Raw genomic sequence first — 22,987 nt, forward strand, 5'->3', positions numbered from 1 at the left:
GATCCTACGAGCCCGCGGGGACCCGCAGGCCGCGGGCGTCTTCAGTGCCCGGCGGGCTCGTGGTGCAGCAGGTGGCGCAGGAACTCGGGCAGGTGCGGATGCCAGGGCTGGGTGATGTGCTCGGGCGCCTCGGCCGCCGAATCGAAGGCGGGTACGGCGCCTGTGCCGCGTGCCCGCTCCTCGCGCGCGGCGCGCGCGGCGCGCGCGGCGCGCGCGGCGTCGCGCAGCGGCTGCGCGCCCGTGCCCTCGCCGGGCTGCCGGGCGAGGGCGGCCGTGCCGTAGGAGCGGGTCAGCTCGCGGTAGTCGGAGACCTGGCCCGCGCGCATGATCCGCACGACGTGCCCCTCGCACGTCGGGCAGCTCGGGCTCGTCAGCGGCGAGGGAACGGTTTTCCCCTCGGACTTGTACACAACAAACGGCTCCCCCTTGTCGCCGACGTGGTGCTCGATGTCGAACGACTGCTCCCAGCCGTGCCCGCACCTCATGCAGGCAAAGGCGTACGCCTCATGGGCTGCGACGGTACCCACACGCTCATTCATACCGTCTCCTTTCCACTCCTCCAGTTCACTACCCGAAGCTGTGGAAGGCACCGCGGCCAAGCAATTGATGGCGAGGTCTTGGGAATTCCGAGGCCCGTACACCGTTCGCCCCGGCGTGCGTTTTACCTTGATGTAAAGACTCTTTACGTACCGACCTTCGCGGGGCGGCGGCGCGGCGCCGAGCACGGGCGTGAGGCCGCTCACCCGCGCCCGCGCGATCACGCTCCGCGCCCGGCGCGCTCACGCCCCGCGTGCCGCGTTCTTCGCCGCCACCACCGCGTCGAACACCCGGCGCTTCGGCAGCCCCGCCTCGGCAGCGACCGCCGCGATGGCCTCCTTGCGGCGCTCGCCCGCCTCCTCGCGGACCCGCACGCGGCCCACCAGCTCCTCGTCGTCGAGCTCCGCGGGGCCCGCTGCCGGGGCGCCCGCCACGACGACGGTGATCTCGCCGCGCACGCCCTCGGCGGCCCACCGCGCGAGCTCTCCGAGCGGGCCGCGCCTGACCTCCTCGTACGTCTTCGTCAGCTCGCGGCAGACCGCCGCGGGCCGGTCGCCGCCGAACACCTCGGCCATCGCGGCGAGCGTGTCGTCGAGGCGGTGCGGCGCCTCGAAGTAGACGAGGGTGCGCCGCTCGTCCGCGTTCTCCCGCAGCCTGGCGAGCCGCTCGCCCGCCTTGCGGGGCAGGAACCCCTCGAAGCAGAACCGGTCCACCGGAAGCCCGGACAACGCGAGCGCCGTGAGCACGGCGGACGGGCCCGGCACGGCCGTCACCCTGATCCCCCGCTCCACCGCGGCGGCGACCAGCCGGTAGCCGGGGTCGGAGACGGACGGCATCCCCGCGTCCGTGACCAGCAGCACCCGCGCGCCCCCGGCGAGCGCGTCGGCGAGCTCAGGCGTACGGGCCGACTCGTTGCCCTCGAAGTACGAGACGACCCGGCCCGCGGGCTGCACGCCGAGTGCCTGGGTGAGCCTGCGCAGCCGCCTGGTGTCCTCGGCGGCGACCACGTCGGCGCGCGCCAGCTCGGCGGAGAGCCGGGGCGGGGCGTCCGCCACGTCGCCGATCGGCGTCCCGGCGAGCACGAGCACCCCGGCGCCCGGGCCGCCGGGTCCCGGCGCGTCCGGCGCCGGCGGGGCCGCGGCCCGCGGTGCGAAGGTCGTATCGGCGGGGTGGCCGTCGGGCGGCTCGTTCGCATTCACAGCCGCCATCCTCCCAGCCTCACGGATACGTTCCCTACGATGGCGCGGTGACCAGTACTGCGCCCGAAGCCCTGCACGGGTCCGACGCCGACGACACCCCGTCCACGTGGCCCGGGCGGCTGCGCCGGTTCGGTCATGTGCCCCGGCCCACCGTCAGCCTGCGCGACCGCCTCGTGCCCCCGTACACCGCGCCGTCCGACCGCCTGTGGGCGGTGCTGCGGGTGCCCCCGCGCACGGCGGAGCTGCTCGGCCGGTGGTCCGGCTGGGGCGGGCCGCTGCTCGTCACGCTGGTCGCAGGGCTGATGCGCTTCTGGCACCTCGGCAGCCCGAAGGCCGTCATATTCGACGAGACGTACTACGCCAAGGACGCCTGGGCGCTGTGGCACCAGGGCTACGAGGGCAACTGGCCCAAGGACGTCGACAAGAAGATCCTGCTCGACCCGTCGTCCGTGCCGGTCCCGCACGACCCCGGGTACGTCGTGCACCCGCCGGTCGGCAAGTGGGTCATCGGCTTCGGCGAGTGGCTCTTCGGCTTCGACCCGTTCGGCTGGCGCTTCATGGTGGCCGTCTGCGGGACCCTGTCGGTCCTCATCCTGTGCCGGATCGGGCGGCGGCTGTTCCGCTCCACCTTCCTCGGCTGCCTCGCGGGCGCCCTGCTCGCCACGGACGGCCTGCACTTCGTGATGAGCCGCACCGCGCTGCTCGACACCGTGCTGATGTTCTTCGTGCTCGCCGGGTTCGGCTGCCTGCTGCTCGACCGGGACTGGACGAGACGGCGGATGGCCGCCGCGCTGCCGGTCGACGGGGACGGGGTGCTGCGGCCCGACGCGCGCGTCGCCTCCACCCTGCGCCCGGGCCTGCGGCCGTGGCGGCTCGCGGCGGGCGTGGTACTCGGCCTCGCGTTCGCCACCAAGTGGAACGGCCTGTACATCCTCGCGGCGTTCGCGCTGATGTCGGTGGTCTGGGACGTCGGCACCCGCCGCACGGCCGGTGCGGCACGGCCCTGGTCGGCGGTGCTGCGGCGGGACCTCGTGCCGGCGTTCGTCTCGACCGTGCCGGTGGCGTTCGCCACGTACCTGCTGTCGTGGAGCGGCTGGCTGTTCACCGACAACGGCTACTACCGCAACTGGGCGAGCACCAAGGGGCAGGGCCTCGGCGGCCACTACACCTGGCTGCCGGACTGGCTGCGCAGCCTGTGGCACTACGAGTACCAGGTCTACGAGTTCAACATCCACCTCGACAGCGGCCACACGTACCAGTCGAACCCGTGGAGCTGGATCGTCCTCGGCCGCCCCATCTCCTTCTACTACGAGTCGCCCTCGGCCGGGCAGTCCGGCTGCCCCGCCGACACCGTCGGCAAGTGCAGCAGCGAGGTGCTCGCCATCGGCACCCCGCTGCTGTGGTGGACGGCCTGCTTCGCGCTCCTCTTCGTGCTCTGGCGCTGGCTGTTCCGCCGCGACTGGCGCGCGGGCGCGATCGCCTGCGGCGTCGCGGCGGGCTGGGCGCCGTGGTTCCTCTACCAGGACCGCACGATCTTCTACTTCTACGCGGTCGTCTTCGTGCCGTTCCTCTGCCTCGCGGTCACGATGCTGATCGGCGCGCTCATCGGCCCGCCGGGCTCCGGCGAGCGCCGCCGCACGGCGGGCGTGGTCGGCGCGGGGGTGCTGGTGCTGCTCGTCTTCTGGAACTTCGTCTACTTCTGGCCGCTGTACACGGGCACCCCGATCCCGTACACCTCGTGGCAGCACCGGATGTGGCTGGACACCTGGATCTGACCGGCCCTTTCCCACAGCCGGGCCCCGCTGTCGGTGGGTGCTCCTAGGCTGGCGGCCCCACCGAGCCATGGAGGACTGATGAGCGCCGCACGGCTTCCCCTGACCGACCATTCGCCCGTCCTGCGGACGGACTTCACCGACGAGGACGCCTGGCGCGCGCTCCTCGGCGAGCTGGGCGAAGGGTGGGTGGCCGTGCTCGCAGAACCCGCCCACGCGGGCCTGGGCACCGAAGGGCTGCTCGCGCTGCTGCCCGAGGGCAGGCGCTACCCGGTGCTCGTGGTCGCGGACGCCGCGACGTTCGCGGGTGCCGAGCGCACGCTGCTCCTCGTCGACCTGGCGGACGCGCACCACCCCACCGTGCGGGTCGCGGCGAGCGCTTTCCCCTCCGTGATCGGCAATCTGGCGATCCAGAACACGGAGTTCGCGACCTACCGGGAGTCGGCGGACGCCTCGGGCGTCTACCGGCTCACCGACCGCCACCTCCAGGCCATGGCCGACCTCGCTACCGCCGCCGGCCAGGCGGCGCCTGGCCCGCGCACGGCCGTCCGCGGCCCCGAGCGCGGCGGGCTCTCCCGGCCCACCACGCGCGGCACCCGCGCGGGCCGCGCCGTCCCCGGCGCAGCCGCACGCCCCGCGGTCCGGCCCACGCCCCCGGCCGACCCGGAGCCGGAGACGCCGCCGCAGTCCTGAGCGGCAGGAGCCGGGCGGCCACAGGAGCCGGGCCTCGGCAGGAGCCGGGCTGCGGCAGATCGGCGGCGCGCGGCCCCGGTCAGTCGGCGCTGCGGAAGTCCAGCATGCAGAAGACCTTGTCGTAGCGGCGGTCGCCGACGGCCACGAAGCCGGGCAGACGTCCGTACTCCGTGAAGCCGAGTGACCGGTAGAGGCGCAGGGCGCCCGCGTTGTCGCCGCGGGCGTCCAGGGTGAGGACCTCGATCCCCGCTTCCCTCGCGCCGGCGATCAGGGCGGCCGCGAGCGCCCGCCCGGCCCCGCGGCCCTGGACGGCCGCGTCCACGGCGATCTTCTCCAGATCGGCGTGCGGCCTGTGGGTCGGGCGGGCGTAGCGCAGCCAGTACCCGAGACCGACGAGCCGGGGGCCGAGGTAGGCGGCGCGCAGGGCCGCGTCCCCCGCGCGCGCCGCGGAGGCGACGCGGTCGAGGAGCCCCGCGATCTCGTCGTGCGAGGGCGGCTCGACCCAGCCGAGCGCCGCGCCACCCGCGACCAGATCCGCCAGGATCCGGTGGGCCGACTCCGCGAACAGGGCCGCACGCGCCGGATCCGCGCCCGGCTCAAGGGGGTCGAGAACGGCAAGCTCCGTGGTCGCGCCGTCGGTCATGGCCGGCAGCATAGCCAGCTCACCGCGGGGCCCCGCGCCACCGGGCGTGCGGCAGACGTGGCCCCATCACCCATGCGGACATGCGTACGGATACTCAGGCGCGCGCGGCCGGCCCGGTGGACCGTGGAAGGCGACCGCACACCCGGTACGACGGGAGAAAAACCCATGCAGCCCCTGGAGCCCACGGACGCCGGCACGACCGCGCGCGCACGCACCGCCGCGTTCCTCCGCTCGCTGCGGCACCCGGTCGCCCTCGCCTACCTGGCGCTGGTCGCGGCGGTCTGGGTATGGGTCGCGGCCGACCTCCTCTTCGTCACCCACGAGGACGCGAGCCTCTCGGGCGTCTGGGCGTTCCTCGTGACGGCGCCCACCTCGCTCGTCTTCGCCGCGCTGCCGTCGCCGTTCATCTGGCTCGGCCTCCCGGTGGGCGCCGCGGTCCAGGCCGCGGCCCTCGGCGCGGCGGCCCGCCACGCGGCGCCGCTCGTGCGCGGCGGCTTCCGGCGCGCGCACCAGTGAGCGGGCCGGAGAGCAGGAACACAGCGAAAGGAACCCACCGAGCCATCCAGGAGGATGTGCCATGCACTCCGCTTTACCGCCGCACGCGCGCCGCGTCTGCGGCGCCACCACCCGCCTCCCCGAGCGCCTCGTCCTCGCGGCCCTGCGCCTCGCGCCCGAGCCGTACGGCGAGCCGGAGGACGGCCGGGTGGAGCGCAGGCTCCGCTGCGTCCGCGAGGCGCACGCCCGGGGCGACCACCACGCGCGCGTGCGCGACGTCGACGGCCTGCGCGCCGGCGCCGTATGGGCCAGGTGGCGCGGCAGCGAAAGGCCGCGGACCGTGGCCGTGCTCCCCGACTGCCCCGCCGTCCAGAGCCACCACTGCGGCACCACCCCCTGCACCGCGTTCCGCAACCACCCGGGCGGCCACAGCTGGGAGCTGCACCCGGGGGCCACGCCCGCATGACCTCTCCCCCGAGCCGCCGCACGCCGGTCGGCCGTGCCAGGGTGGTGGCACTCCACCCTAGGGAAGTGAGGACCAACGATGTCGGTCAGCGCCCGGCAGATCGCCGACGGACTGCGCGAGCGTATCCAGGACGGATCACTCGCACCCGGGGAACGCCTCCCGGGCGAGCCCGCGCTCGTACGGGAGCACGGCGTGGCCAAGGAGACAGCGCGGAGAGCACTCACCCTGCTGGTCAACGAGGGACTCGCGGTGCGCAGGCGCGGAAGCGGCACGTACGTGCGCGAGTTCCGGCCGATCCGGCGGGTGGCCGGGCAACGTCTGTCACGCGTCACCTGGGGGTCTGGCCGGTCGATCTGGGGTACAGAGGTACGCGACCGTGAGCTGGCGGTCGCAGATCTCGCAGTGGGTGAAGAGCCCGTGCCCGATGAGGTCGCGCCGCTGCTGGACCTGGCGGGCGGGATGCCCGTCGTGGTGAGGAGACGGCGCTATCTGGTCGACGGCGAGCCGGTCCAGTACGCGACGTCGTACCTGCCGGCCGATCTCGTACGCGGCTCCGCCGCCGCCCTCCCGGACTCGGGCCCCGGCGGCACCTATGCGCGCCTGGCCGAACTGGGCCTGGAGCCCGCGCGATTCACCGAGGAGCTGCGGGCCCGCATGCCGAGCCCCGAGGAGGCCGCGGGACTACAACTACCGGAGGGCACACCGGTGGTGGAAATCTGGCGCGTGGCCCTCACCGCCGGGGAGCGCCCGGTCGACGTGACGCGGATGGTGCTGGACGCGAGTGTCTACACCCTGGTGTACGACTTCCCCAGCTGAACCGCCGGCGCGGCCGTGTGGACCGACGCCCGTCAGCGCGGGACCTCTTGGGCACGACAAGGCCGGATCACGGACCTGCGCGAACCACCCCCCAAATCCTCCCTAGGGATGTAGGCTCAACATCCCTAGGGAGGATTTCGTTACGGGAGGTTCCGCCATGCGTTCCACGACATCGGAGACTGGGCTCCCCCTCTGCGGCGCCACAGCACGGCTACCTGAGCGCCTCGCGCTCGCGGCGCTGCGCCTGGCGCCCGAGCCGTACGGCGAACCGGAGGACGCACGCCTGGAGCGCGACCTCTGGTGCACCCGGGAGGCCCATGGCGCCGACGAACACCACGCCCTCGTGCGCGAGCTCGACGGCGTGCGCACCGGAGCCGTATGGACCCGGTGGCGGGACGGCGGCAGACCGAGGACCGTGACGGTCCTCCCGGACTGTCCTGCGGTCATGACGCGCACGGACGGCGGCTCGGAGGCGTGCGCCGAGTTCCTCGGTCACCCGGGCGGCCACAGCTGGGAGTTGGGCGGTGGGTGAGGGAGGCGGAGGGGAGCAGCCGAGGGGGCCGGGGGGTCAGGCGGTCGGGGTGTGCTCGGCGAGGAGGGCGTCGATGCGGGTGCGGTGCGCCTTCTCCCAGTCGTCGAGGGACTCGGCCTCCTCCGCGGCCAGCACGCGGCGGGCCTCGGGGAGGACTTCGGCGGCGCGGGCGGCCGGGACGGACACGATGCCCTCCTCGTCGGCCACCACGATGTCGCCCGCGCCCACCCGCACACCGCCGCAGCGGATCTCGGCGCCGAGCGGCGTGACGGCCTGCTTGGTGCCGGGGATCGGGACGACCCCGCGGGCGTAGACGGGGAAGCGTGCCTCGCGGACCTCCGCCACGTCGCGGATCACACCGTCGAGGACGAAGGCGGCGACGCCCCTGCGCTGGGCGACGGCGCACACGTTGCCGCCGGCGAGCGCGTAGTCGAGGTCGCCCGACTCCACCACGATCACGGAGCCCGGCTCCGCGCGGTGGATGGCCGCGTGCAGCATCAGGTTGTCGCCCGGCGGGCACCGCACGGTGAAGGCGGGGCCCGCGACCCGGGGGCCGCCCGCCCACAGCGGGCGGATGCCGATGTCCATCACCTGCTTCCTGCCGAGCAGATCGGCGAGTGTGGTGGTGGGGATCGTCTCGAAGCCGCTGTCGCCGCTCATGTCTGCCTCCGCCTTCCGCGAGGGTGCGCGTACGCCGTCCCCGGTTCGTGCCACGACGCGTGCGCGATGCTACGGGAGAGGGCCGCCCCCGCGCGTGGGCCTGCGGCCCGGTGTGATCGTGGTCCCAGTCGGATCACGGCGGGGGCCGCGCCGCGCCCCGGCCCCGTAGAGTGCCGTGACAGAGGGTTTTGAACGCGTTCAAGATCCGGGGGGACCCGGGGGGAGTGAGGCTGCGCCATGCGCAGGGGGCTGAAGAGTGGCGTGGTCGGCGGCGCGTTCGCCGTCGTCGCCGTGGGGGCGGCCTGGGGCGGGCTCAACCTGTACCACGGCCTCACCGGCGGCAACCCCCGCACGACGGACCAGGGCCTGGTGGGCCAGGCGGCACCGCGCAGCACCGCCCCCGCGCGTCCCGGGCCGCCGAGCGCCGCCGAAGTACGAGGCACCGCACGGCGGTTCCTCGACGCCTGGGCCTCGGGCGAGGACCCGCGGGACCTCGCGCGGCTCACCGACGCTGCGGCCGAGGCCGCCCCGTACTTCACCGACTTCCGCGACTCCGCGCACGTCACGAAGGCCGTCATCACCCCGGGCACACCGACCGGCACGACCGTGCCCTACACCGTCCGCGCGACCGTCTCGTACGGCGGCGCCACCAAGCCGTGGACGTACCACTCGCAGCTCACGGTCGTGCGCGAGCGCTCCACGGGCCGCGCCCTGGTCGACTGGTCGCCCGCGGTGGTCCCGCCCGACCTGACGGCCGCCACGACGCTCGTCACGGACCGGGCGGCGGCGCCGCCCGTCGAGGCCCTGGACCGCGAAGGCGGGGTGCTCGACACGGCCCGCTACCCCTCGCTCGGCCCGGTCGTCGACGCGCTGCGTCAGCGGTACGGGGCGCAGGCGGGCGGCAAGCCCGAGATCACGCTGCGCGTCGAGGAGCGCGGCGACAGCGCGGACGCCGGGCAGGGCGCCACGCCGAAGATCCTGCTGACGCTGGCCAAGGGCCGCGCGGGGAGGGTCCCGACGACGATCGACGCCCGGGTGCAGGCGGCGGCCGAGGCCGCGGTGAAGCGGTACACCAACGCGTCGGTCGTGGCGATCCGGCCGAGCACGGGCGCGGTGCTCGCCGTCGCCGACCACCGCGGCGACGGCTTCGACGCCGCGCTCCAGGGCGCCCAGGCGCCCGGCTCGACCATGAAGATCGTGACGTCCGCGCTGCTGCTCGAAAAGGGGCTCGCCGCGCCGGACTCGCCGATGGAGTGCCCGCCCACGGCCACGTACTACGGCCGCACGTTCCACAACGAGGACCACTTCTCCCTCAAGCCGGGCTCCACGATGCGGGACGCGTTCGCGCAGTCCTGCAACACCGCCTTCATCAAGCTGATAGACGACACCAGGGACGACGCGGGCCTGAGCGAGGAGGCCCGCGAGGTCTTCGGCCTCGGCGGCAACGACTGGAAGACGGGCGTGGTGTCGTTCGACGGCAAGGTGCCCGCGGAGACGGGCGGCGAGGCCGCGGCCCAGTACATAGGCCAGGGCACGGTCCAGATGAACGCGCTGGACATGGCCTCGGTGACCGCCACCGTCAAGGCGGGCGCCTTCCACCAGCCCGTGCTGGTGCCGCAGTCCTTCGACCACCGCGAACTCGCCACGGCACGGCGCGCGTTGGCGCCGTCCGTCGCCCAGGCCATCACCGGCATGATGCGGACGACGGCCCTCAGCGGGACCGCGGCGCACGCGATGGCGGGCCTCGGCGGCGACAAGGGCGCGAAGACCGGCTCGGCCGAGGTCGACGGGCAGGCCGTCTCCAACAGCTGGTTCACGGCCTTCCGCGACGACTGCGCCGCCACCGCCGTCGTCGACGCGGGCGGCCACGGGGCCGACGCCGCGGGGCCGTTGGTCGCCTCGGTCCTCGCGGCGGACTGACGCGCCGGGCCGAGTCGGCGGACTGACGCGCCGGGCCGGAGGATCAGGGCCCCGCCGCCCCCGGGCCGGGCCGGGGGGCGGCCTAGCCCGCGCCGACCTCGGCGACTCCGGCCCAGATCGCGCTGCGTTCCCGGCTCGGCCTGAGCTGGTCGGCCTGGTACCACTCGGGGGCCGTCACCAGGCCAGGCGGCACCAGCGTGAGGCGGTCCTCGGCGAAGAAGGGCGCTATCTCGGCGCGCCGGCGGAACTGCGCCTCGATCCTGCGCTCGTACGCGCCCGCCGCCTCGGCGTCCTCGGGGAACTGCGTGACGTCGCCGTGGCTGAGGACGAGGAAACTGCCGACGGGCAGCCGGTCCACCAGCGTGCGCACGATCGCGCGCGGGTCGTGGGCGTCGGTGACGAAGTGGAGTACGGCGATGAGGGAGAGCGCGATCGGCCGGTCGAAGTCGAGGGTGCGGCCCGCCGCGTCCAGGATCGCCTCGGGAGAGCGCAGGTCCGCGTCGACGTAGTCGGTCCTGCCCTCGGGGCTGCTGACGAGCAGCGCGGCGGCGTGCGCCAGCACGATGGGGTCGTTGTCGGTGTACACGACGCGCGCCGCCGGGTTGACGCGCTGGGCGATCTGGTGGAGGTTCGGGGCCGTGGGGATGCCCGTGCCGATGTCGAGGAACTGGTCGATGCCGCGCAGCGCGAGCCAGTTGACGGCGCGGCGCATGAACGCCCGGTTCTGCACGGCCGCCGACCTGAAGAGGCCGGGGAGTTCCTCGGCGAGCTCGCGGTCTACGGCGTAGTTGTCCTTTCCTCCGAGCAAGTAGTCGTACACGCGCGCCGAGTGGGGACGGCTGGTGTCGATCTGCCCTTTCGGCCGTGGGGGGAGGTGAGGCATCGTCCGTCCTTCTGGTCGCGCGCGCCGCGCGTGCGGGTCCCGCCGCAGCCGCGCGCCCCGTCGCGGAGCGGGGCACGACCGGCCGTACGGGCGCGGCATGCCGCGGTGGCCGCCGGCCCTCGGGTACGACTGCGAAGCGGTCATGGGCCGTTGAGCGTACGGGACCCGGCCGCCTCCCGTGAAGGCGGCCGCGACCGGCTCCCGGTTCAGGGGAGGTCGAGGCGGCAGAGGGCCTCTCGGCGCGTGGGGCCGTATCCCAGGGCCTCGTTGACGCGGCGCATCGGCGCGTTGGTCTCCGCGGTGTCGGTCAGCAGGCCGCCGAGCGCGGGGTGCCGGGTGCGGGCGTGCAGGACGGACGCCGACTTGATCCAGCGGGCGAGGCCGCGTCCCCGGTGCTCCGGCAGGACGCCTGTGCCGTAGTGCTGGGCGTCGCCCGTGCCGCAGCCGGGCACGACGAGTTCGGTGAAGGCGGCGACCGAGCCGTCGGCGGTGTCGAAGGCGACGACGGTGTGCAGCAGGTCGCCCCGGTCGGCGACGGCACGCGCCGCCGCGCGCACGCGCCCGGCGTCCCACACCGCGGGGACCGTGCCGTCGCCCGTCGGCATGTCGTCCATGGCGCGGCGCGCCTGGGCGAAGCTCTCCGCGAAGCGGTCCGGGACTGTGCCCGCCCAGGACTCCAACCGGTAGCCGGGGTGCGGCCGTTCGACCGCGGCGGCGAGGGCGGCGGGGTCGGCGTCGGTGAGCGCGAGCCGCGTGTGGACCAGTGTGAGGGACGTACGGAAGCCCCGCCCCGCGAGGAACCCCGCGCCGGGCGAGCCCTCGTCGGCACGCGCCGTCACCGTGCGCCGCCCCTCCTCGCGCGCGGCCGCGACGGCGGCGGCGAGCAGCAGGGTGCCTGCGCCCCTGCCCCGCTCGGCGGGGTGCACCCGCAGCTCGGCCTCGGCGAGGTGGTCGCGGCCAGGACGCTCGTGCAGCAGCAGGTAGCACGTACCGACCGGGCGGCCGTCGGCACCCGTGTCCGCGGCGACCCAGGCGAGGCGGCGGGTGCCGGGCGCGGGCCACGGATCGCTCAGCGGAGTGATCAGGAACGCGGTGGGGAGCACGGGCCCGCCCGGGGCGGACGGCGGCTGCACGGGCCCGCCCGGGGCCGCCGGCGGCTCCGGGGCACTCGGGGCAGCGGACGGGCCCGGGGGCGCAAGCCCGCGCTCAGGGCCGTCCTGCGGTGGTTTCTGGGTCACGGTCCGCCGACCGTAACGATCCGCGGCCCCGGCCACAACCGGGTTACGCGCGGGCCGCCGCGGCGCGCGCCAGGCGCCCGTCCGGGCCTGCGGGGCCACGGGGAGGGGTGGACACAGCCGGGACGTGCACGGCTGCGCGGGGATCGGCGTCGACAATGGCGGCATGAACGTGACGCCTGACCCCGACCGTGCGAACGACTCCGCCGCGTCCGCGTACCGGCCGACGGCCGGGGGCGGCGACGCCGCGACCGGTGCCGTGTGGGCGGCGCTCGGCGGACGGCCCGCGCTGCTCGAACGCGTCTCCTACGAGGGCGCGGCCGACGTCCTGCCGTCCCGGCTGCCCGTACGGGAACTGGCGCGCGCCACCGTCGGCACCGCCTCGCTCGCCGCGGCCGAGCTGCTGGCCGTGCGGCGCCTCGGCGACGGTACGGGCGGGCGGGCGCACGCGGGCGGCGCGGAGGCCGTCCCTGCGGACGCGGTGCCCGCGGTCGCGGTCAAAGAAGGCGCCGTCGCGACCGCGTTCGTCAGCGAGCGGCACCTGCGGATCGACGGCAGGCGGCCCGCGCCCTTCGCGCCGCTGTCCCGCTTCTGGCCGGTCGCCGACGGCTGGATCCGCACCCACGCGAACTACCCGCACCACCGGGCCAGGCTGCTGCGCGCCCTCGGCATGGAGGACATCGGCGACGACGCCAAGCTCGTGGCGCGCGTCGGGACGGCCCTCGCGGCGAGCCGCGCGGCGGACGTCGAGGAGGCCGTGTACGAGGGCGGCGGGCTCGCCGTGCGCGTCGCGTCCGGGCCGGTGGAGCGGACCCTGCCGCTGGTGGAGACGGCGCCGGGCGAGGCGGCTGGCGGGGCGCGGCCGCTGCCGCCCGCCGCGCTGCCCGCGCAGGGCGTACGCGTGCTCGACCTGACACGGGTGATCGCGGGGCCCGTCGCCACCCGCACCCTCGCGCTGCTCGGCGCCGACGTGCTGCGCGTGGACTCGCCGCGCCTGCCGGAGATGCCGGAGGCGCACGCGGACACCGGCCTCGGCAAGCGGTCCACGCTGCTCGACCTCGGCGCGGCGGCGGACCGCGCGACCTTCGACGACCTGCTCGCCGGCGCCGATGTGGTCGTCACCGGCTACCGGCCCGGCGCGCTCGACCGGCTCGGCCTCGCGGCGGACGAGTTGCGCGAGCGCCACCCAGGCCTCGTCGTGGCGCAGCTGTCCGCGTGGGGCTGGTCCGGAGTGGGGCCGTGGCGGCGGCGCCGGGGCTTCGACAGCCTGGTGCAGGCGGCGACGGGCATCGCCGCCGTGGAGGCGGCCGAGGACGGCACGCCCGGCGTGCTGCCCGCCCAGGCCCTCGACCACGGCACCGGCTATCTGCTCGCCGCAGCCGTGCTGCGGTCGCTGACCGACCGGCAGGCGACGGGCGCGGGTTCCCGCGTACGGCTGTCCCTCGCGGGCACCGCGCAGTGGCTGCTGCGCGGCCTCGCCCCCGACCCGCTGCCGGGGCCGCCGTACGCGCCCGACCAGTACGTCACCCAGGAGCCCCCGCCCGAGCGCGGCGTGCGGCACGCCCTGCCGCCGCTGCACTACGAGGGCGCGCCCGCCGACTGGAACCACCTGGCCACCCCGTGGGGCTCGGACACCGCGAACTGGCTGTGAGTGCGGTCCTGGCGCCCGATACGGTCGGGCCATGAGCGACACGGGCGGGGGCAGCGACCGGCGGACGGCCGAGGGCGGGGGCGCGCCGGGCGGTGTGCCGGGGCGGGCCAGGGGCGTGGACTGGAGCGGGCGGCCCGCGTGGTTCGTCGTCAACGAGTCGGCGGCCTTCCTGGTGGAGCTTGCGGCGTTCGCCGCGCTGTGCTGGTGGGGGCTGCGCGCGGGCGGCGCGCTGCTCGCCGTGGTGCTGCCGCTCGCGGCGATGGTGGTGTGGGGGCTGTTCGCCGCGCCGCGTGCCCGCTTCGCGGTGCCGCTCGCCGCGGTCCTGCTGGTGAAGGCCGTGGTCCTGGGCGGCGGCGCGGTCGCGCTGTGGAGGGTCGGGCACCCGGTGTGGGCGGTGGTGTCCGGCGCCGTGGCCGTCCTCAACACCGCGCTCGGCGAGGCGTCACGCCACCGCGACGCCGAAGCCCACACGGGCTCCGGCTCCGGCTCCGGCTCCGGCTCCGGCTCCGGCTCCGGCTCCGGCTCCGGCTCCGGCTGACCGTACGGGCGCCGAGGGAGCGCCGCGCCGCCGGCTACCGCCCCGGCGCGCCCGCCAGCGCGTGGTGAATGCCCCCCGAGGCGCGGGAGAGGCGCTCGCCCGTGCCGCCCCAGCGCAGGGCGATGATCTCGGCGGCGATGGAGACCGCGGTCTCCTCCGGGGTGCGGGCGCCGAGGTCGAGGCCGATCGGCGAGGCGAGGCGCGCCAGGTCCGCGGCGGCCACGCCCTCCTCGCGCAGGCGCGCCGTCCGCTCGTCATGGGTGCGGCGGCTGCCCATCACGCCGATGTACGCGGCGGGCGTGCGCACCGCGGCCCGCAGCAGCGGCACGTCGAACCGGGGGTCGTGCGTCAGCACGCACACCACGGTGCGCTCGTCCACCTCGGTGCGGGCCAGGTACTCGTGCGGCCAGGCCCGCACGACCTCGTCGGCCGCGGGAAAGCGCTCGGGCGTGGCGAAGGCGGGCCGCGCGTCGCACACCGTCACCCGGTAGCCGAGGAAGGCGCCCATGCGGGCGGTGGCTGCGGCGTAGTCGATCGCGCCGAACACCAGCATCCTGGGCGGCGGCCTGAAGGACTGCACGAACACCGTCACCTCCTCAAGGCGCCGCTGGCCGCGCGCCCCGTAGTGCCGCACCCCCGTGGCGCCCTGCGCGAGCAGCCCGCGCGCGTCCTCGTCCACGGCGGTGTCGAGCCAGGGGTGGCCGCCGAGCGTACCCGAGGCGCGGGCCGCGGTGACCGAGCGGCGGGCGCCGAGCGGCGCTGCGCCGCCTGTCACCGTCGCCACCGCGAGGTGCTCCCCCGCCGCGATCGCGTCGAGCACCTCGCCGAGCGCGGCCCGCGCTGCGCCGTCCCCGTACGGCACGATCAGTACGGACAGCACGCCGCCGCAGGTCAGGCCGACGGCGAAGGCGTCGTCGTCGGAGACGCCGTAGGTCTCCGTCACGGCCTCGCCGCTCGCCAGGGCGCCGAGCCCCGCCTCGTACACGGCGCCCTCGACGCAGCCGCCCGAGATGCTGCCGATCACCCGGCCCCCCTCGGTCACGGCCATGGCCGCGCCGGGGTCGCGGGGCGCGCTGCCGCGCACGCCGACGACGGTGGCGAGCGCGAACGGCGTGCCGGACGCGACCAGTTCACGCAGCTGCGGCAGGATCTCACGCATCGGTGCCTCCTCGGGCAGACGCCGGGACGGCTCCGGGAGGCCGCCCGGGACCCGGGTGTGGTTCTGTGGTGTACGAGGGGTGCGGGGTGTGCGGGTGCCGTGGGACGTGCCAGGGCCGGACGGTGCACGCGGACGGGAGCGTACGGCGAGTGGCGGTGTCGGGGTGAGCGGCATGAACGGTGTCAGTGGTCTGAACGGTGTGAGCGATGTGAGCGATGTCGGCGGTGTGAGCGGTGTCGGCGGTGTGGCCAGTGGGGACGGCGCGGGTGCGGACGGGGCGGCGCAGGCGCGCGCCGTGCTCCACGGGGCGGGCCTGACGGCGGGCGAGCGGGAGATCCTGCGGGTGCTCGGCCGGTCGGAGGACCTGGACAGCGTCGGCTCGCAGATCGTGGTCTCGCTCGGCGCCTCCATCATCGAGGGCAGGCTGCGGCCGGGCGAAGACCTGAACTCCGTCGACCTGGCCCGCCGCTTCGGCAGCAGCCGCACCCCGGTCAGGGAGGCCCTGGCGATCCTGGAGCGCGAGGGCCTGGTGGAGGTCAAGGCCCGCAGGCGGCCCCGGGTGCGCAGGCTGGGGATCGTCGAGGTCAGGGAGATCTACGAGCTCCGCGCCGAGCTGTACGCGCTGGTGAGCAGGCGCATCGTGCAGCACTGCCCCGACACGGCGGGCGACCGCGCCACAGGCGGCCCGGGAGCAGGCGGGGGCACGGCCGGCGGTCTGGACGAGCTGGGCGCGGCGCAGGCGGAGCTGGAGGCGGCCGCCGCGGCCGGCGATCCCGAGCGGTTCTTCTGGGCGATCGTCGGCTTCCGCAACACGGAGGCGCGGCTCGCGGCCAACGAGACCGTGCGCGGCGTCCTCGACTCGGTCGGCATCAGGACGCTCCAACTGCGCCACCTCAGCCTTTCGCTGCCCGGCCGGGTCGAGACCTCCGTCGCCGACCACCGGCGGCTGATGAGGGCGTACACGGACCGGGAGGCGGACCTCGCCGCCGCCCTCACCCGCTCCATCGTGCGGCGCAGCCTCGCCGCGCTGGAGAGCTCCGGCTGGAACGGCTTCTCGGACTGACCGCGCGGGCCCCGGCGCGCCGCCGTGGCCCGGCGCGGGCGCCGGTACTGCGCTCACCGGCCCCGCCCGGCCGCGAGCCGCTCGAACAGGTCGGATCCGGTCAGGGCGCGCTCGCGCGCCGCGCCGTCCTGCTTGGCCGCTTCGAGGGCCGCCACCGGCTGGTCGACGCGCATCGGGAACGGGTAGTCGCTGCCGAGCACCACCCGGCCGGGCCCCGCGAAGTCCAGCAGATGGCGCAGGGCGTCGTCGTCGTGCAGGACGGTGTCGAAGTAGAGCCGCCCGGCCAGCTGCCGTGGGCTGAGCGCGCCCTTGGCGCGGGCGGCGGGCGGCGCGGCGGTGAACCCGCGGTCCAGGCGGCCGATCTGGTACGGGACGAAGCCGCCGCCGTGCACCAGCAGCACCCGCAGCGCCGGATGGTCCTCCAGCACCCCGCCGAGCATCAGGGCCGCGGCGGCGAACGTGGTCTCCGCAGGGTTGCCCACCAGGATGTGCAGGAAAAGCCGCCGCATCCGCTCGGGCACGTCCAGCTCGGCCGGGTGCACGATCACCGGCACGCCGAGGTCCTCCGCCGCGCCCCAGAACGGCGCGAGCGAGGGGTCGTCCAGGCCGAGCTCGCCGACCCGGGCCCCGATCTGCACCGCCTCGTGCCCCAACTCCTTTACCGCACGGCGTAGTTCGGTGACCGCGAGGTCGGGGGCCTGGAGCGGCACGGCGGCCGCGGCCCGGAACCTGTCGGGGTGCGCGGCGCGCAGCGCGGCCGCCGAGTCGTTCTGCACGCGGGCCAGCCACAGGCCGTCGTCCGGCGGGAGCTCATAGCCCGCGAGGTCCATCCAGGGCGCGACGAGCTGCACGTCGACCCCGGCCGCCGCCATCCACTCCAGGCGCGCCGCCACGTCGTTGAGCTGCGGGATCAGCGGCAGGCCGCTCAGCCGCCCGCCGACCTCGACCCGGGTCACGCGGCGACCGCCCGCCTCCTGCGCGACCAGCAGGACACCGTGGTCGGCGCCCTCCTCGCGGATGCGCTCGACGGCGTGCTCGCCGACGTGGTGCGCGTGGACGTCGAGGACGGTCATGATGCCTCCCCTGCGCCGGTGGGCGACCCTGCGCCGGGCCCGGCGGCCTCGACGATGCGGATCAGCGCGTCTGCGACGACGCCCGGGTTCTCGAGCGGCGTCAGATGGCGGGTGCCCGGCACCACCACGGCGGGCCCGTCGCCGATGAGCGCGGCGAGCTCCGCGGCCATGGCGGGCGGTGTCGCACTGTCGTCCTCGCCGACGAGGACCGCGGCGGGGTGCGGGATGCGCGGGGCCGTGCCGCGCAGGTCGGCGGCGCCGAGCATGGTGCAGGTCGCCTCGTAGGCGGCGGGGGTGTTGGCGGTGAACACGTCCTTCAGATGGTCCATCAGGGCGGGCTCGGCCGCCCGGAACGCGTCCCCGAACCAGCGGGTCAGCTGGAACGGGATCAGCGAGGCGAGCCCCTCCTCCCGCGCCTTCGCCGCCCGGCCCGCCCAGTCGTCGGGCGCCGTGGGCCCGTACCAGGCCGTGGTGTCGACGAACAGCGCGCCCCGCGTGCGGCCGTGGTGGCGCGCGGCGAAGTCCTGCGCGACGCAGCCGCCCATCGAGCAGCCGGCGACGAAGGTGTCGCGCCAGCCGACGTGGTCCAGCAGGTCCGCCAGGTCGTCCGCGAACTGGGCGGTGGTGTAGGGGCCTTCGGGCCGCCCCGACCTGCCGTGGCCCCGGCAGTCGTAGACGAGGAGCTCGGCGCGCCCGGCGAGCAGCGGCGTCACCCGGGACCACAGGGACCGGTCGAGCGCCAGGCTGTGCACCAGGGCGACGCGGGGGGCGCCGGCGGGCGCGGGGGTGTGCGTGTACGACAGGACGACGCCGTCGCGTGTGCGCGCCTCGCCCTCGACTGCGGTGTCCACGGCGGTCATCGGTCTCCTCCTCGGTGCTGCGCGGTGGCGCGGGCCCTGCCTGCGGCCCGGGTCAGCGCGCGCCGTGCGAACTCGGCGATCATGCGCGTCTTGTACGCCGCTGAGCCCTTCACGTCGTCGTAGGGCCGGGTGGTCGCGGCGGCGCGCCGCGCGGCCTCGGCGATCAGGGCCTCGTCGACGGGGGCGCCGAGCAGGTCGTCGAGCGCGACGGCCACCGGGCCGCCCTCGACCGACCCGACGGCGAGCGAGAGCCGCCCGGCGCCTCCGGTGGTGCGGCCGTCGAGGCCGACAACGGCGGCGACATGGACGCAGGCGTACTCCCACACCCCGCGGACCAGGAACTTCTCGTACGCGGAGCCGGTGGCAGCGCCCTCGGGCCGCGGCGGCAGCACGACGCTCTCGATCAGCTCGCCGTGCCGCAGCCCTGCTCCGCCGCCCGCCAGGTCGGCCGGGGTCAGGGTCCGGGTGCCCGTGCGGGCACCGCGGACGGTGAGGGTGGCGCCCGCCGCGGTCAGCGCGACCGGCGGGTCGTGGGCGTCGTCGCGCGCGGCGATGTTCCCGCCGAGCGTGACGAGCCTGCGGATCCTGGCGGTGGCGACGACGCCGCACGCCTCGGCGACGACGGGCCACACGCGGGCCAGCACGGGGTCGGCGGCGCACGCGGCGAGCCGGGTGGCGGCGCCGACGGTGAGGCTCCCGTCGTCCCCTGTGCGGACACCGGCGAGCCCCGGCAGCCCCGCGACCGACACGAGGGTGCGGCCTTCGGCCGGGATGCGGTGGTGCCGCGCGAGGGTGTGCCCCACGCCGCCGCCGAGCACGGCGGCGCCGTCCTCGGCGAGCAGCGCGAGCGCCTCGTCCAGCGTGCGGGGCACGGCGACGGCCACGGGCGGCCGGGGCGCGGGGGCCGCGCCGCCCGCGACGGGTCCTGGTGCGACGGTCGTCATCGGTCCTCCTCCGTGCCGGGGCGCGCGGCGTCCGCGCCCGTGTGCGGGGCCGCGCCCGTGTGCGGGGCCGCGCCCGTGTGCGGGGCCGGGCCTCCGGGCGCCGGGTCCTGGCCGCCGGGCGGCGCCGACCTGGCGTCCTGGGCCACCGGGTCGGCGGTGCCGGGCGGCGCGCCCTCGGGCGCCATGCCCCAGAAGATCTTCTCCGCCGTGATCGGCAGCTCGTGGACCCGTACGCCCACGGCGTCGGCGACCGCGCTCGCGATGATGGAGGGCACGGGGTCGAGGGAGATCTCGCCGACGCCCTTCGCGCCGAACGGGCCTGTCGGCTCGTAGGAGTCGGCGAACCCGATGTGCAGTGTGCGCGGCATGATGCCGGCGGTGGGGAGCTTGTAGTCGCCGAAGTTGGGCCGGCCCGGCGCGCCGTCCTGCCAGGCGAACCGCTCGGTGACCGCCATGCCGAGGCCCTGCGCGATGCCGCCCTCGACCTGCCCCTCGGCGAGCGGCGGGTTGAGGACGGTGCCGCAGTCCACGACCGCGGCGAACTCGGTGACCGTGAGGGCGCCCGTCGCCGGGTCGACCTCCACCTCGGCGGCCTCGGCCGCGAAGTTGTACGCGCCGGACTCGTTGCCGTACCTGGACTGGTCGGGGAACTCCGAGGGGTTGTCGAACGAGCCGACACCGACGATGGGTTCGCCGTCCGGGCGGTACAGCTCGGCCCGCACGACCGTGCCGACGGGCGAGGACACCGGACCCTCGCCGTCCGGCCCCGCGGGGCCGTGCACGACGCCGTCCTCCACCCACAGCTGGGACGCGGGCCTGCCGAGCTGCCGGGACGCCGCTTCGAGCAGTCGCTCGCACGCCTGCTCCGCCGCGCGCTTGACGGCGTTGCCCGCGACGTACGTGACCCGGCTCGCGAGCGCGCCCAGCGCGTGCGTCGTCAGGTCCGTGTCGGGCCTGGAGACGGACACGTCGGCGACGGGCAGGCCGAGTTCGGCTGCGGTGATCTGGGCGAGCGTGGTCCGCGCGCCCGTGCCGATGTCGCCCTCGCCGACGATGACCGCGGCGCGGCCGTCCTCGGTGAGGCGGACGATCGCCGAGCTGCCGTCGTAGTCGCCGAAGCTGCGCCGCCCGGAGACATGGACGCTGACGCCCATCGCGAGGCCGCGGTGGGGGGTGGGGTGGGCGCGCTTGCCGTACCAGTCGATGGCCTCGGCCGCCTTGCGGATGCACTGCTTCAGCTCGCAGCTGGTGATCTTGTGGTTGTGCGGCGAGACGCTGCCCGGCTCCACGGCGTTGAGCAGGAAGAGGTCGGGCACCTCGATGCCCAGCCGCTCGGCCGCCAGGTCCCACGCCTGCCCGACCGCCCAGTCGGCTGACGGGTTGCCGAAGCCGCGGAACGCGCCCGTGGGCACCAGATTGGTGTAGACGAGGCGTGAATGCGCCTTCACCGCGCGGTAGTTGAACAGTGCGTCATGCCGGACCGTGGCGGCGCCGAGCACCGCCTGCGCCTTGCCCGTGTAGGCGCCGTTGTCCGCGGTGACCTCGATGTCCTTCGCCGTGACCAGGCCGGAAGCGGTGAAGCCGAGCTTCACCCGGTACCGCATGGGGATACGGGGTCGACTCGCGAGGAACTCGTCCTCGCGGGTGTTCACCAGCTGCACCGGCCTGCCGGTCCTGCGGGCCAGGATCGCGCAGATCACCGACGTGTTGTCGTCGCCCGACTTGCCGCCGAAGCCGCCGCCGATCTCCGTCTGCACCACCCGCACGGCCCGCAGCGGCAGGCCGAGCGCGGTGGCGTAGCGCTGCCGCGCGAGGAACGGCGTCTGGGTGTTGACCCACATCGAGACCCGGTCGCCCGACCACTCGGCGGTGCAGCCGATGGTCTCGATCGCGGCGTGCCACTGCCGCGCGGTCTCCCACACGCCCTCCACGACGACGTCGCTGCGCTCGAACCAGTCGTCGGCGCCGCCCCGGTCGAAGGCGAACTCGTGCGCCACATTGCCCTCGGCGTCGTCGTGCACGAGCGGCGCGCCCTCGGCGAGCGCCTCGTCGAGCGAGAGCACCGCGGGCAGCGGCGCGTACTCCACGGAGATCAGCTCGCAGGCGCGGCGTGCGGTCTCCAGGTCGCGGGCGGCGACCGCGGCGACCTCGTCGCCCACGTACCGCACGCGGTCGAGGGCGAGCGGGTACAGGTCGGGCCTGAAGGCGCCCCACTTGACCTTGGCGGTGTCGGCGCCGGTGATCACGGCGTGCACCCCGGGCAGCCGCTCGGCGCGCGAGGTGTCGACGCGCAGCACCCTGGCGTGGGCGTGCGGGGAGCGCAGGACCGCGCCGTACAGCATGCGCGGCAGGCGGGAGTCGGCCGCGTACGAGGCGCGGCCCGAGACCTTCTCCAGGGCGTCGATGCGCTCGACGGGGCTGCCGATGAGCGGAGGCAGTACGGCCCTGCCCAGGTCGAGCGGGGCGGTGGGGCTCGCAGTGGGCAGGTCGGTCGTGGACATCAGCGCTCCCCCTCACCCGCGGCGCGGCCGGGGGCGCCGGGCCCCGCGGCCTCCAGGGCGACGGCCTCGCGCGCGGCGGCGAGGATCTTCACATAGCCCGTGCAGCGGCAGTAGTTGCCGTCGACGGTCTCGCGCAGCCGCTCCTCGCCCGGCTCGGGGTCCCCGTCGAGGAGGGCGCGCAGCGCCATGATGTGACCGGGGGTGCAGAACCCGCACTGGAAGCCCGCCTTGTCGACGAACGCCCGCTGGACGGGGTCGAGCCCGTCCGGGCCGCCGAGCCCCTCGACCGTGCGCACGTCGCGGCCCTCGACCAGGCCGGCCATCTGGAGGCAGGACGGCACGGCCTCGCCGTCCACGATGACCGTGCAGGCGCCGCAGTAGCCGATCTCGCAGCCGGACTTGGTGCCGGTCAGGCCGAGGTCGTGGCGGAGCACGTCGAGCAGGGGCGCGCCGGGGTCCTGGACATGGACTTCCACGTCCTCCTCGTTGAGCCGGAAACGCAGGGGTACGGACATGGTCTTCCTTGCCTGGGTCTCGTGCGGGTGCGGGTGCCTCGTGTCGGTGTGTTCGGTGTGTTCGGTGTGTTCGGCGTGCGCGGCCGGGGCGGTGCCGCTCATGGCTCCTCCCCCGTCCAGCCGGAGCGCTCTATGGCCGCGAAGCCGCCTCTGACCAGGGACTGGGTGAGCGCGGACGCCAGGTCCTCGTCCCGGTCCTCGTAGGCGCGCAGCAGCCGTGCGTGGTCCTCGACGGACGGCCCGAGCCTGCCGGGCTGCGACAGGCTGAGGTGGCGGAGCTGGAGGGCGCGCAGCCCGAGCGTGTCGAGGACGCGGCGCAGGGTGGCGTCCCGCGCGATCGCCGCCTCGGTGTTGCGGTACTGGACGTTGACCCAGAAGTACCGGTCCACGTCGTCCTCGGCTGCGGCCGCTTCGAGGGCACGCTGGTGGCCGCGCAGCAGCTCCAGGTCCTCGGGCGTGGCGACCCGGCACACCGAGTGGCTGACCACCGCGTACAGTTCGGCGCGCAGGTTGTACAGCTCCCGCACCTCGCTGAGCAGCAGCCGCGCGACCCGGGGCCTGCGGCGCGCGGTGATCTGCACGAACCCCTCGCGCTCCAGGACCAGCAGCGCCTCCCGCACGGGCGTCCTGCTGCTGTTGAACGTCCGTGCCAGCTCGACCGAGTTGAGGTCGTCGCCGGGCGAGAGCCGGCCCTCGATGATCTCCGCGGCGACCGCGACGGCTATTTCGTCGGCGATGCTGGCGCCCGCGATGCCCCGATTCAGCATGCGGGTGAGCTCGTGCCGCCTGGCGGTGTCCCCGATGGTGGGGTAGGCGGGGCGGATCGGCACCG

At 75.5% G+C, this 22,987-nt stretch carries 23 protein-coding genes; 10 read left to right on the forward strand and 13 right to left on the reverse strand.

Features of this window, described 5'->3' with window-relative positions; genetic code table 11:
* Positions 1–41: 41 nt before the first annotated feature.
* Together AB0910_RS18740 and rsmI are read right to left on the reverse strand one after the other, a co-directional pair.
* Positions 42–539, reverse strand: a complete 498-nt coding sequence (locus tag AB0910_RS18740) for a hypothetical protein (protein WP_366745709.1) — start codon at positions 537–539, stop codon at positions 42–44.
* A gap of 240 nt (positions 540–779) precedes the next feature.
* On the reverse strand, positions 780–1,745 hold the full coding sequence (gene rsmI / locus AB0910_RS18745) for a 16S rRNA (cytidine(1402)-2'-O)-methyltransferase (RefSeq protein WP_366745710.1): 966 nt from the start codon (positions 1,743–1,745) through the stop codon (positions 780–782).
* Positions 1,746–1,783: 38 nt separating this feature from the next.
* Here rsmI and AB0910_RS18750 point away from each other — a divergent pair, with 38 nt between their 5' ends.
* Together AB0910_RS18750 and AB0910_RS18755 are read left to right on the forward strand one after the other, a co-directional pair.
* The gene (locus AB0910_RS18750) at positions 1,784–3,511 is read left to right on the forward strand and encodes a phospholipid carrier-dependent glycosyltransferase (protein ID WP_366745711.1); all 1,728 of its coding nucleotides are present in this window, start codon (positions 1,784–1,786) and stop codon (positions 3,509–3,511) included.
* A 78-nt stretch (positions 3,512–3,589) separates the two neighbouring features.
* Complete coding sequence (locus AB0910_RS18755; RefSeq protein WP_366745712.1) at positions 3,590–4,201, forward strand: hypothetical protein; 612 nt, start codon at positions 3,590–3,592, stop codon at positions 4,199–4,201.
* A gap of 79 nt (positions 4,202–4,280) precedes the next feature.
* On the opposite strand, the gene AB0910_RS18760 is transcribed toward AB0910_RS18755, so the two are convergent.
* On the reverse strand, positions 4,281–4,844 hold the full coding sequence (locus AB0910_RS18760; protein WP_366745713.1) for a GNAT family N-acetyltransferase: 564 nt from the start codon (positions 4,842–4,844) through the stop codon (positions 4,281–4,283).
* Between the two features lie 165 nt (positions 4,845–5,009).
* On the opposite strand from AB0910_RS18760, the gene AB0910_RS18765 reads away from it, so the two are divergent.
* The 4 genes from AB0910_RS18765 (at position 5,010) to AB0910_RS18780 (ending at position 7,153) form a co-directional block, all read left to right on the forward strand.
* On the forward strand, positions 5,010–5,360 hold the full coding sequence (locus tag AB0910_RS18765) for a hypothetical protein (RefSeq protein WP_366745714.1): 351 nt from the start codon (positions 5,010–5,012) through the stop codon (positions 5,358–5,360).
* 61 nt (positions 5,361–5,421) lie between these two features.
* Positions 5,422–5,805 (forward strand): hypothetical protein, encoded by a 384-nt coding sequence (locus tag AB0910_RS18770; protein WP_366745715.1) that lies wholly within the window; start codon positions 5,422–5,424, stop codon positions 5,803–5,805.
* 78 nt (positions 5,806–5,883) lie between these two features.
* Entirely contained in the window at positions 5,884–6,621 is a 738-nt protein-coding gene (locus AB0910_RS18775; protein ID WP_366745716.1) for a GntR family transcriptional regulator, read from the forward strand.
* A 157-nt stretch (positions 6,622–6,778) separates the two neighbouring features.
* Positions 6,779–7,153: a hypothetical protein gene (locus AB0910_RS18780; protein WP_366745717.1), complete on the forward strand. Its 375-nt coding sequence runs from the start codon at positions 6,779–6,781 to the stop codon at positions 7,151–7,153.
* 36 nt (positions 7,154–7,189) lie between these two features.
* Here AB0910_RS18780 and AB0910_RS18785 read toward each other — a convergent pair whose 3' ends face one another.
* Positions 7,190–7,813 carry an RraA family protein gene (locus tag AB0910_RS18785; protein WP_366745718.1) on the reverse strand — a complete coding sequence of 208 codons (624 nt, stop codon included), beginning with the start codon at positions 7,811–7,813 and terminating at the stop codon, positions 7,190–7,192.
* 237 nt (positions 7,814–8,050) lie between these two features.
* On the opposite strand from AB0910_RS18785, the gene AB0910_RS18790 reads away from it, so the two are divergent.
* Positions 8,051–9,733 (forward strand): penicillin-binding transpeptidase domain-containing protein, encoded by a 1,683-nt coding sequence (locus AB0910_RS18790; RefSeq protein ID WP_366745719.1) that lies wholly within the window; start codon positions 8,051–8,053, stop codon positions 9,731–9,733.
* Between the two features lie 82 nt (positions 9,734–9,815).
* On the opposite strand, the gene AB0910_RS18795 is transcribed toward AB0910_RS18790, so the two are convergent.
* Both AB0910_RS18795 and AB0910_RS18800 read right to left on the reverse strand, forming a co-directional pair.
* Entirely contained in the window at positions 9,816–10,616 is an 801-nt protein-coding gene (locus tag AB0910_RS18795; protein WP_366745721.1) for an SAM-dependent methyltransferase, read from the reverse strand.
* Between the two features lie 206 nt (positions 10,617–10,822).
* On the reverse strand, positions 10,823–11,719 hold the full coding sequence (locus AB0910_RS18800) for a GNAT family N-acetyltransferase (RefSeq protein WP_366745722.1): 897 nt from the start codon (positions 11,717–11,719) through the stop codon (positions 10,823–10,825).
* Between the two features lie 298 nt (positions 11,720–12,017).
* Here AB0910_RS18800 and AB0910_RS18805 point away from each other — a divergent pair, with 298 nt between their 5' ends.
* Entirely contained in the window at positions 12,018–13,502 is a 1,485-nt protein-coding gene (locus tag AB0910_RS18805; protein WP_366745723.1) for a CoA transferase, read from the forward strand.
* 31 nt (positions 13,503–13,533) lie between these two features.
* A complete protein-coding gene (locus tag AB0910_RS18810; RefSeq protein ID WP_366745724.1) occupies positions 13,534–14,040 on the forward strand; it encodes a YrdB family protein in 507 nt (168 codons plus the stop codon).
* A gap of 34 nt (positions 14,041–14,074) precedes the next feature.
* Here the strand turns inward: AB0910_RS18810 and AB0910_RS18815 are convergent, their stop codons facing one another.
* Positions 14,075–15,199: an XdhC/CoxI family protein gene (locus tag AB0910_RS18815; protein WP_366745725.1), complete on the reverse strand. Its 1,125-nt coding sequence runs from the start codon at positions 15,197–15,199 to the stop codon at positions 14,075–14,077.
* Positions 15,200–15,371: 172 nt separating this feature from the next.
* On the opposite strand from AB0910_RS18815, the gene AB0910_RS18820 reads away from it, so the two are divergent.
* On the forward strand, positions 15,372–16,262 hold the full coding sequence (locus AB0910_RS18820) for a GntR family transcriptional regulator (RefSeq protein WP_366745726.1): 891 nt from the start codon (positions 15,372–15,374) through the stop codon (positions 16,260–16,262).
* 53 nt (positions 16,263–16,315) lie between these two features.
* Here the strand turns inward: AB0910_RS18820 and AB0910_RS18825 are convergent, their stop codons facing one another.
* The 6 genes from AB0910_RS18825 to AB0910_RS18850 are packed head-to-tail and all read right to left on the reverse strand — an operon-like array spanning position 16,316 to position 22,985.
* Positions 16,316–17,335, reverse strand: coding sequence for an amidohydrolase family protein (locus AB0910_RS18825; protein WP_366745727.1), 1,020 nt, complete (start codon positions 17,333–17,335; stop codon positions 16,316–16,318).
* The gene (locus tag AB0910_RS18830) at positions 17,332–18,195 is read right to left on the reverse strand and encodes an alpha/beta hydrolase (RefSeq protein ID WP_366745728.1); all 864 of its coding nucleotides are present in this window, start codon (positions 18,193–18,195) and stop codon (positions 17,332–17,334) included. The genes AB0910_RS18825 and AB0910_RS18830 overlap by 4 nt, the downstream gene beginning before the upstream one ends.
* Positions 18,192–19,139, reverse strand: coding sequence for an FAD binding domain-containing protein (locus AB0910_RS18835; protein ID WP_366745729.1), 948 nt, complete (start codon positions 19,137–19,139; stop codon positions 18,192–18,194). The genes AB0910_RS18830 and AB0910_RS18835 overlap by 4 nt, the downstream gene beginning before the upstream one ends.
* Positions 19,136–21,640: a xanthine dehydrogenase family protein molybdopterin-binding subunit gene (locus AB0910_RS18840; protein ID WP_366745730.1), complete on the reverse strand. Its 2,505-nt coding sequence runs from the start codon at positions 21,638–21,640 to the stop codon at positions 19,136–19,138. Before AB0910_RS18840 ends, AB0910_RS18835 begins: the two co-directional genes overlap by 4 nt.
* Positions 21,640–22,257 (reverse strand): (2Fe-2S)-binding protein, encoded by a 618-nt coding sequence (locus AB0910_RS18845; protein ID WP_366745731.1) that lies wholly within the window; start codon positions 22,255–22,257, stop codon positions 21,640–21,642. Before AB0910_RS18845 ends, AB0910_RS18840 begins: the two co-directional genes overlap by 1 nt.
* Positions 22,254–22,985, reverse strand: a complete 732-nt coding sequence (locus AB0910_RS18850; RefSeq protein ID WP_366745732.1) for a GntR family transcriptional regulator — start codon at positions 22,983–22,985, stop codon at positions 22,254–22,256. The genes AB0910_RS18845 and AB0910_RS18850 overlap by 4 nt, the downstream gene beginning before the upstream one ends.
* Between the last annotated feature and the right edge of the window lie 2 nt (positions 22,986–22,987).

The organism is Streptomyces sp. NPDC047002 (assembly GCF_040704505.1).
In the GTDB taxonomy this organism is placed as follows: Bacteria; Actinomycetota; Actinomycetes; order Streptomycetales; family Streptomycetaceae; genus Streptomyces.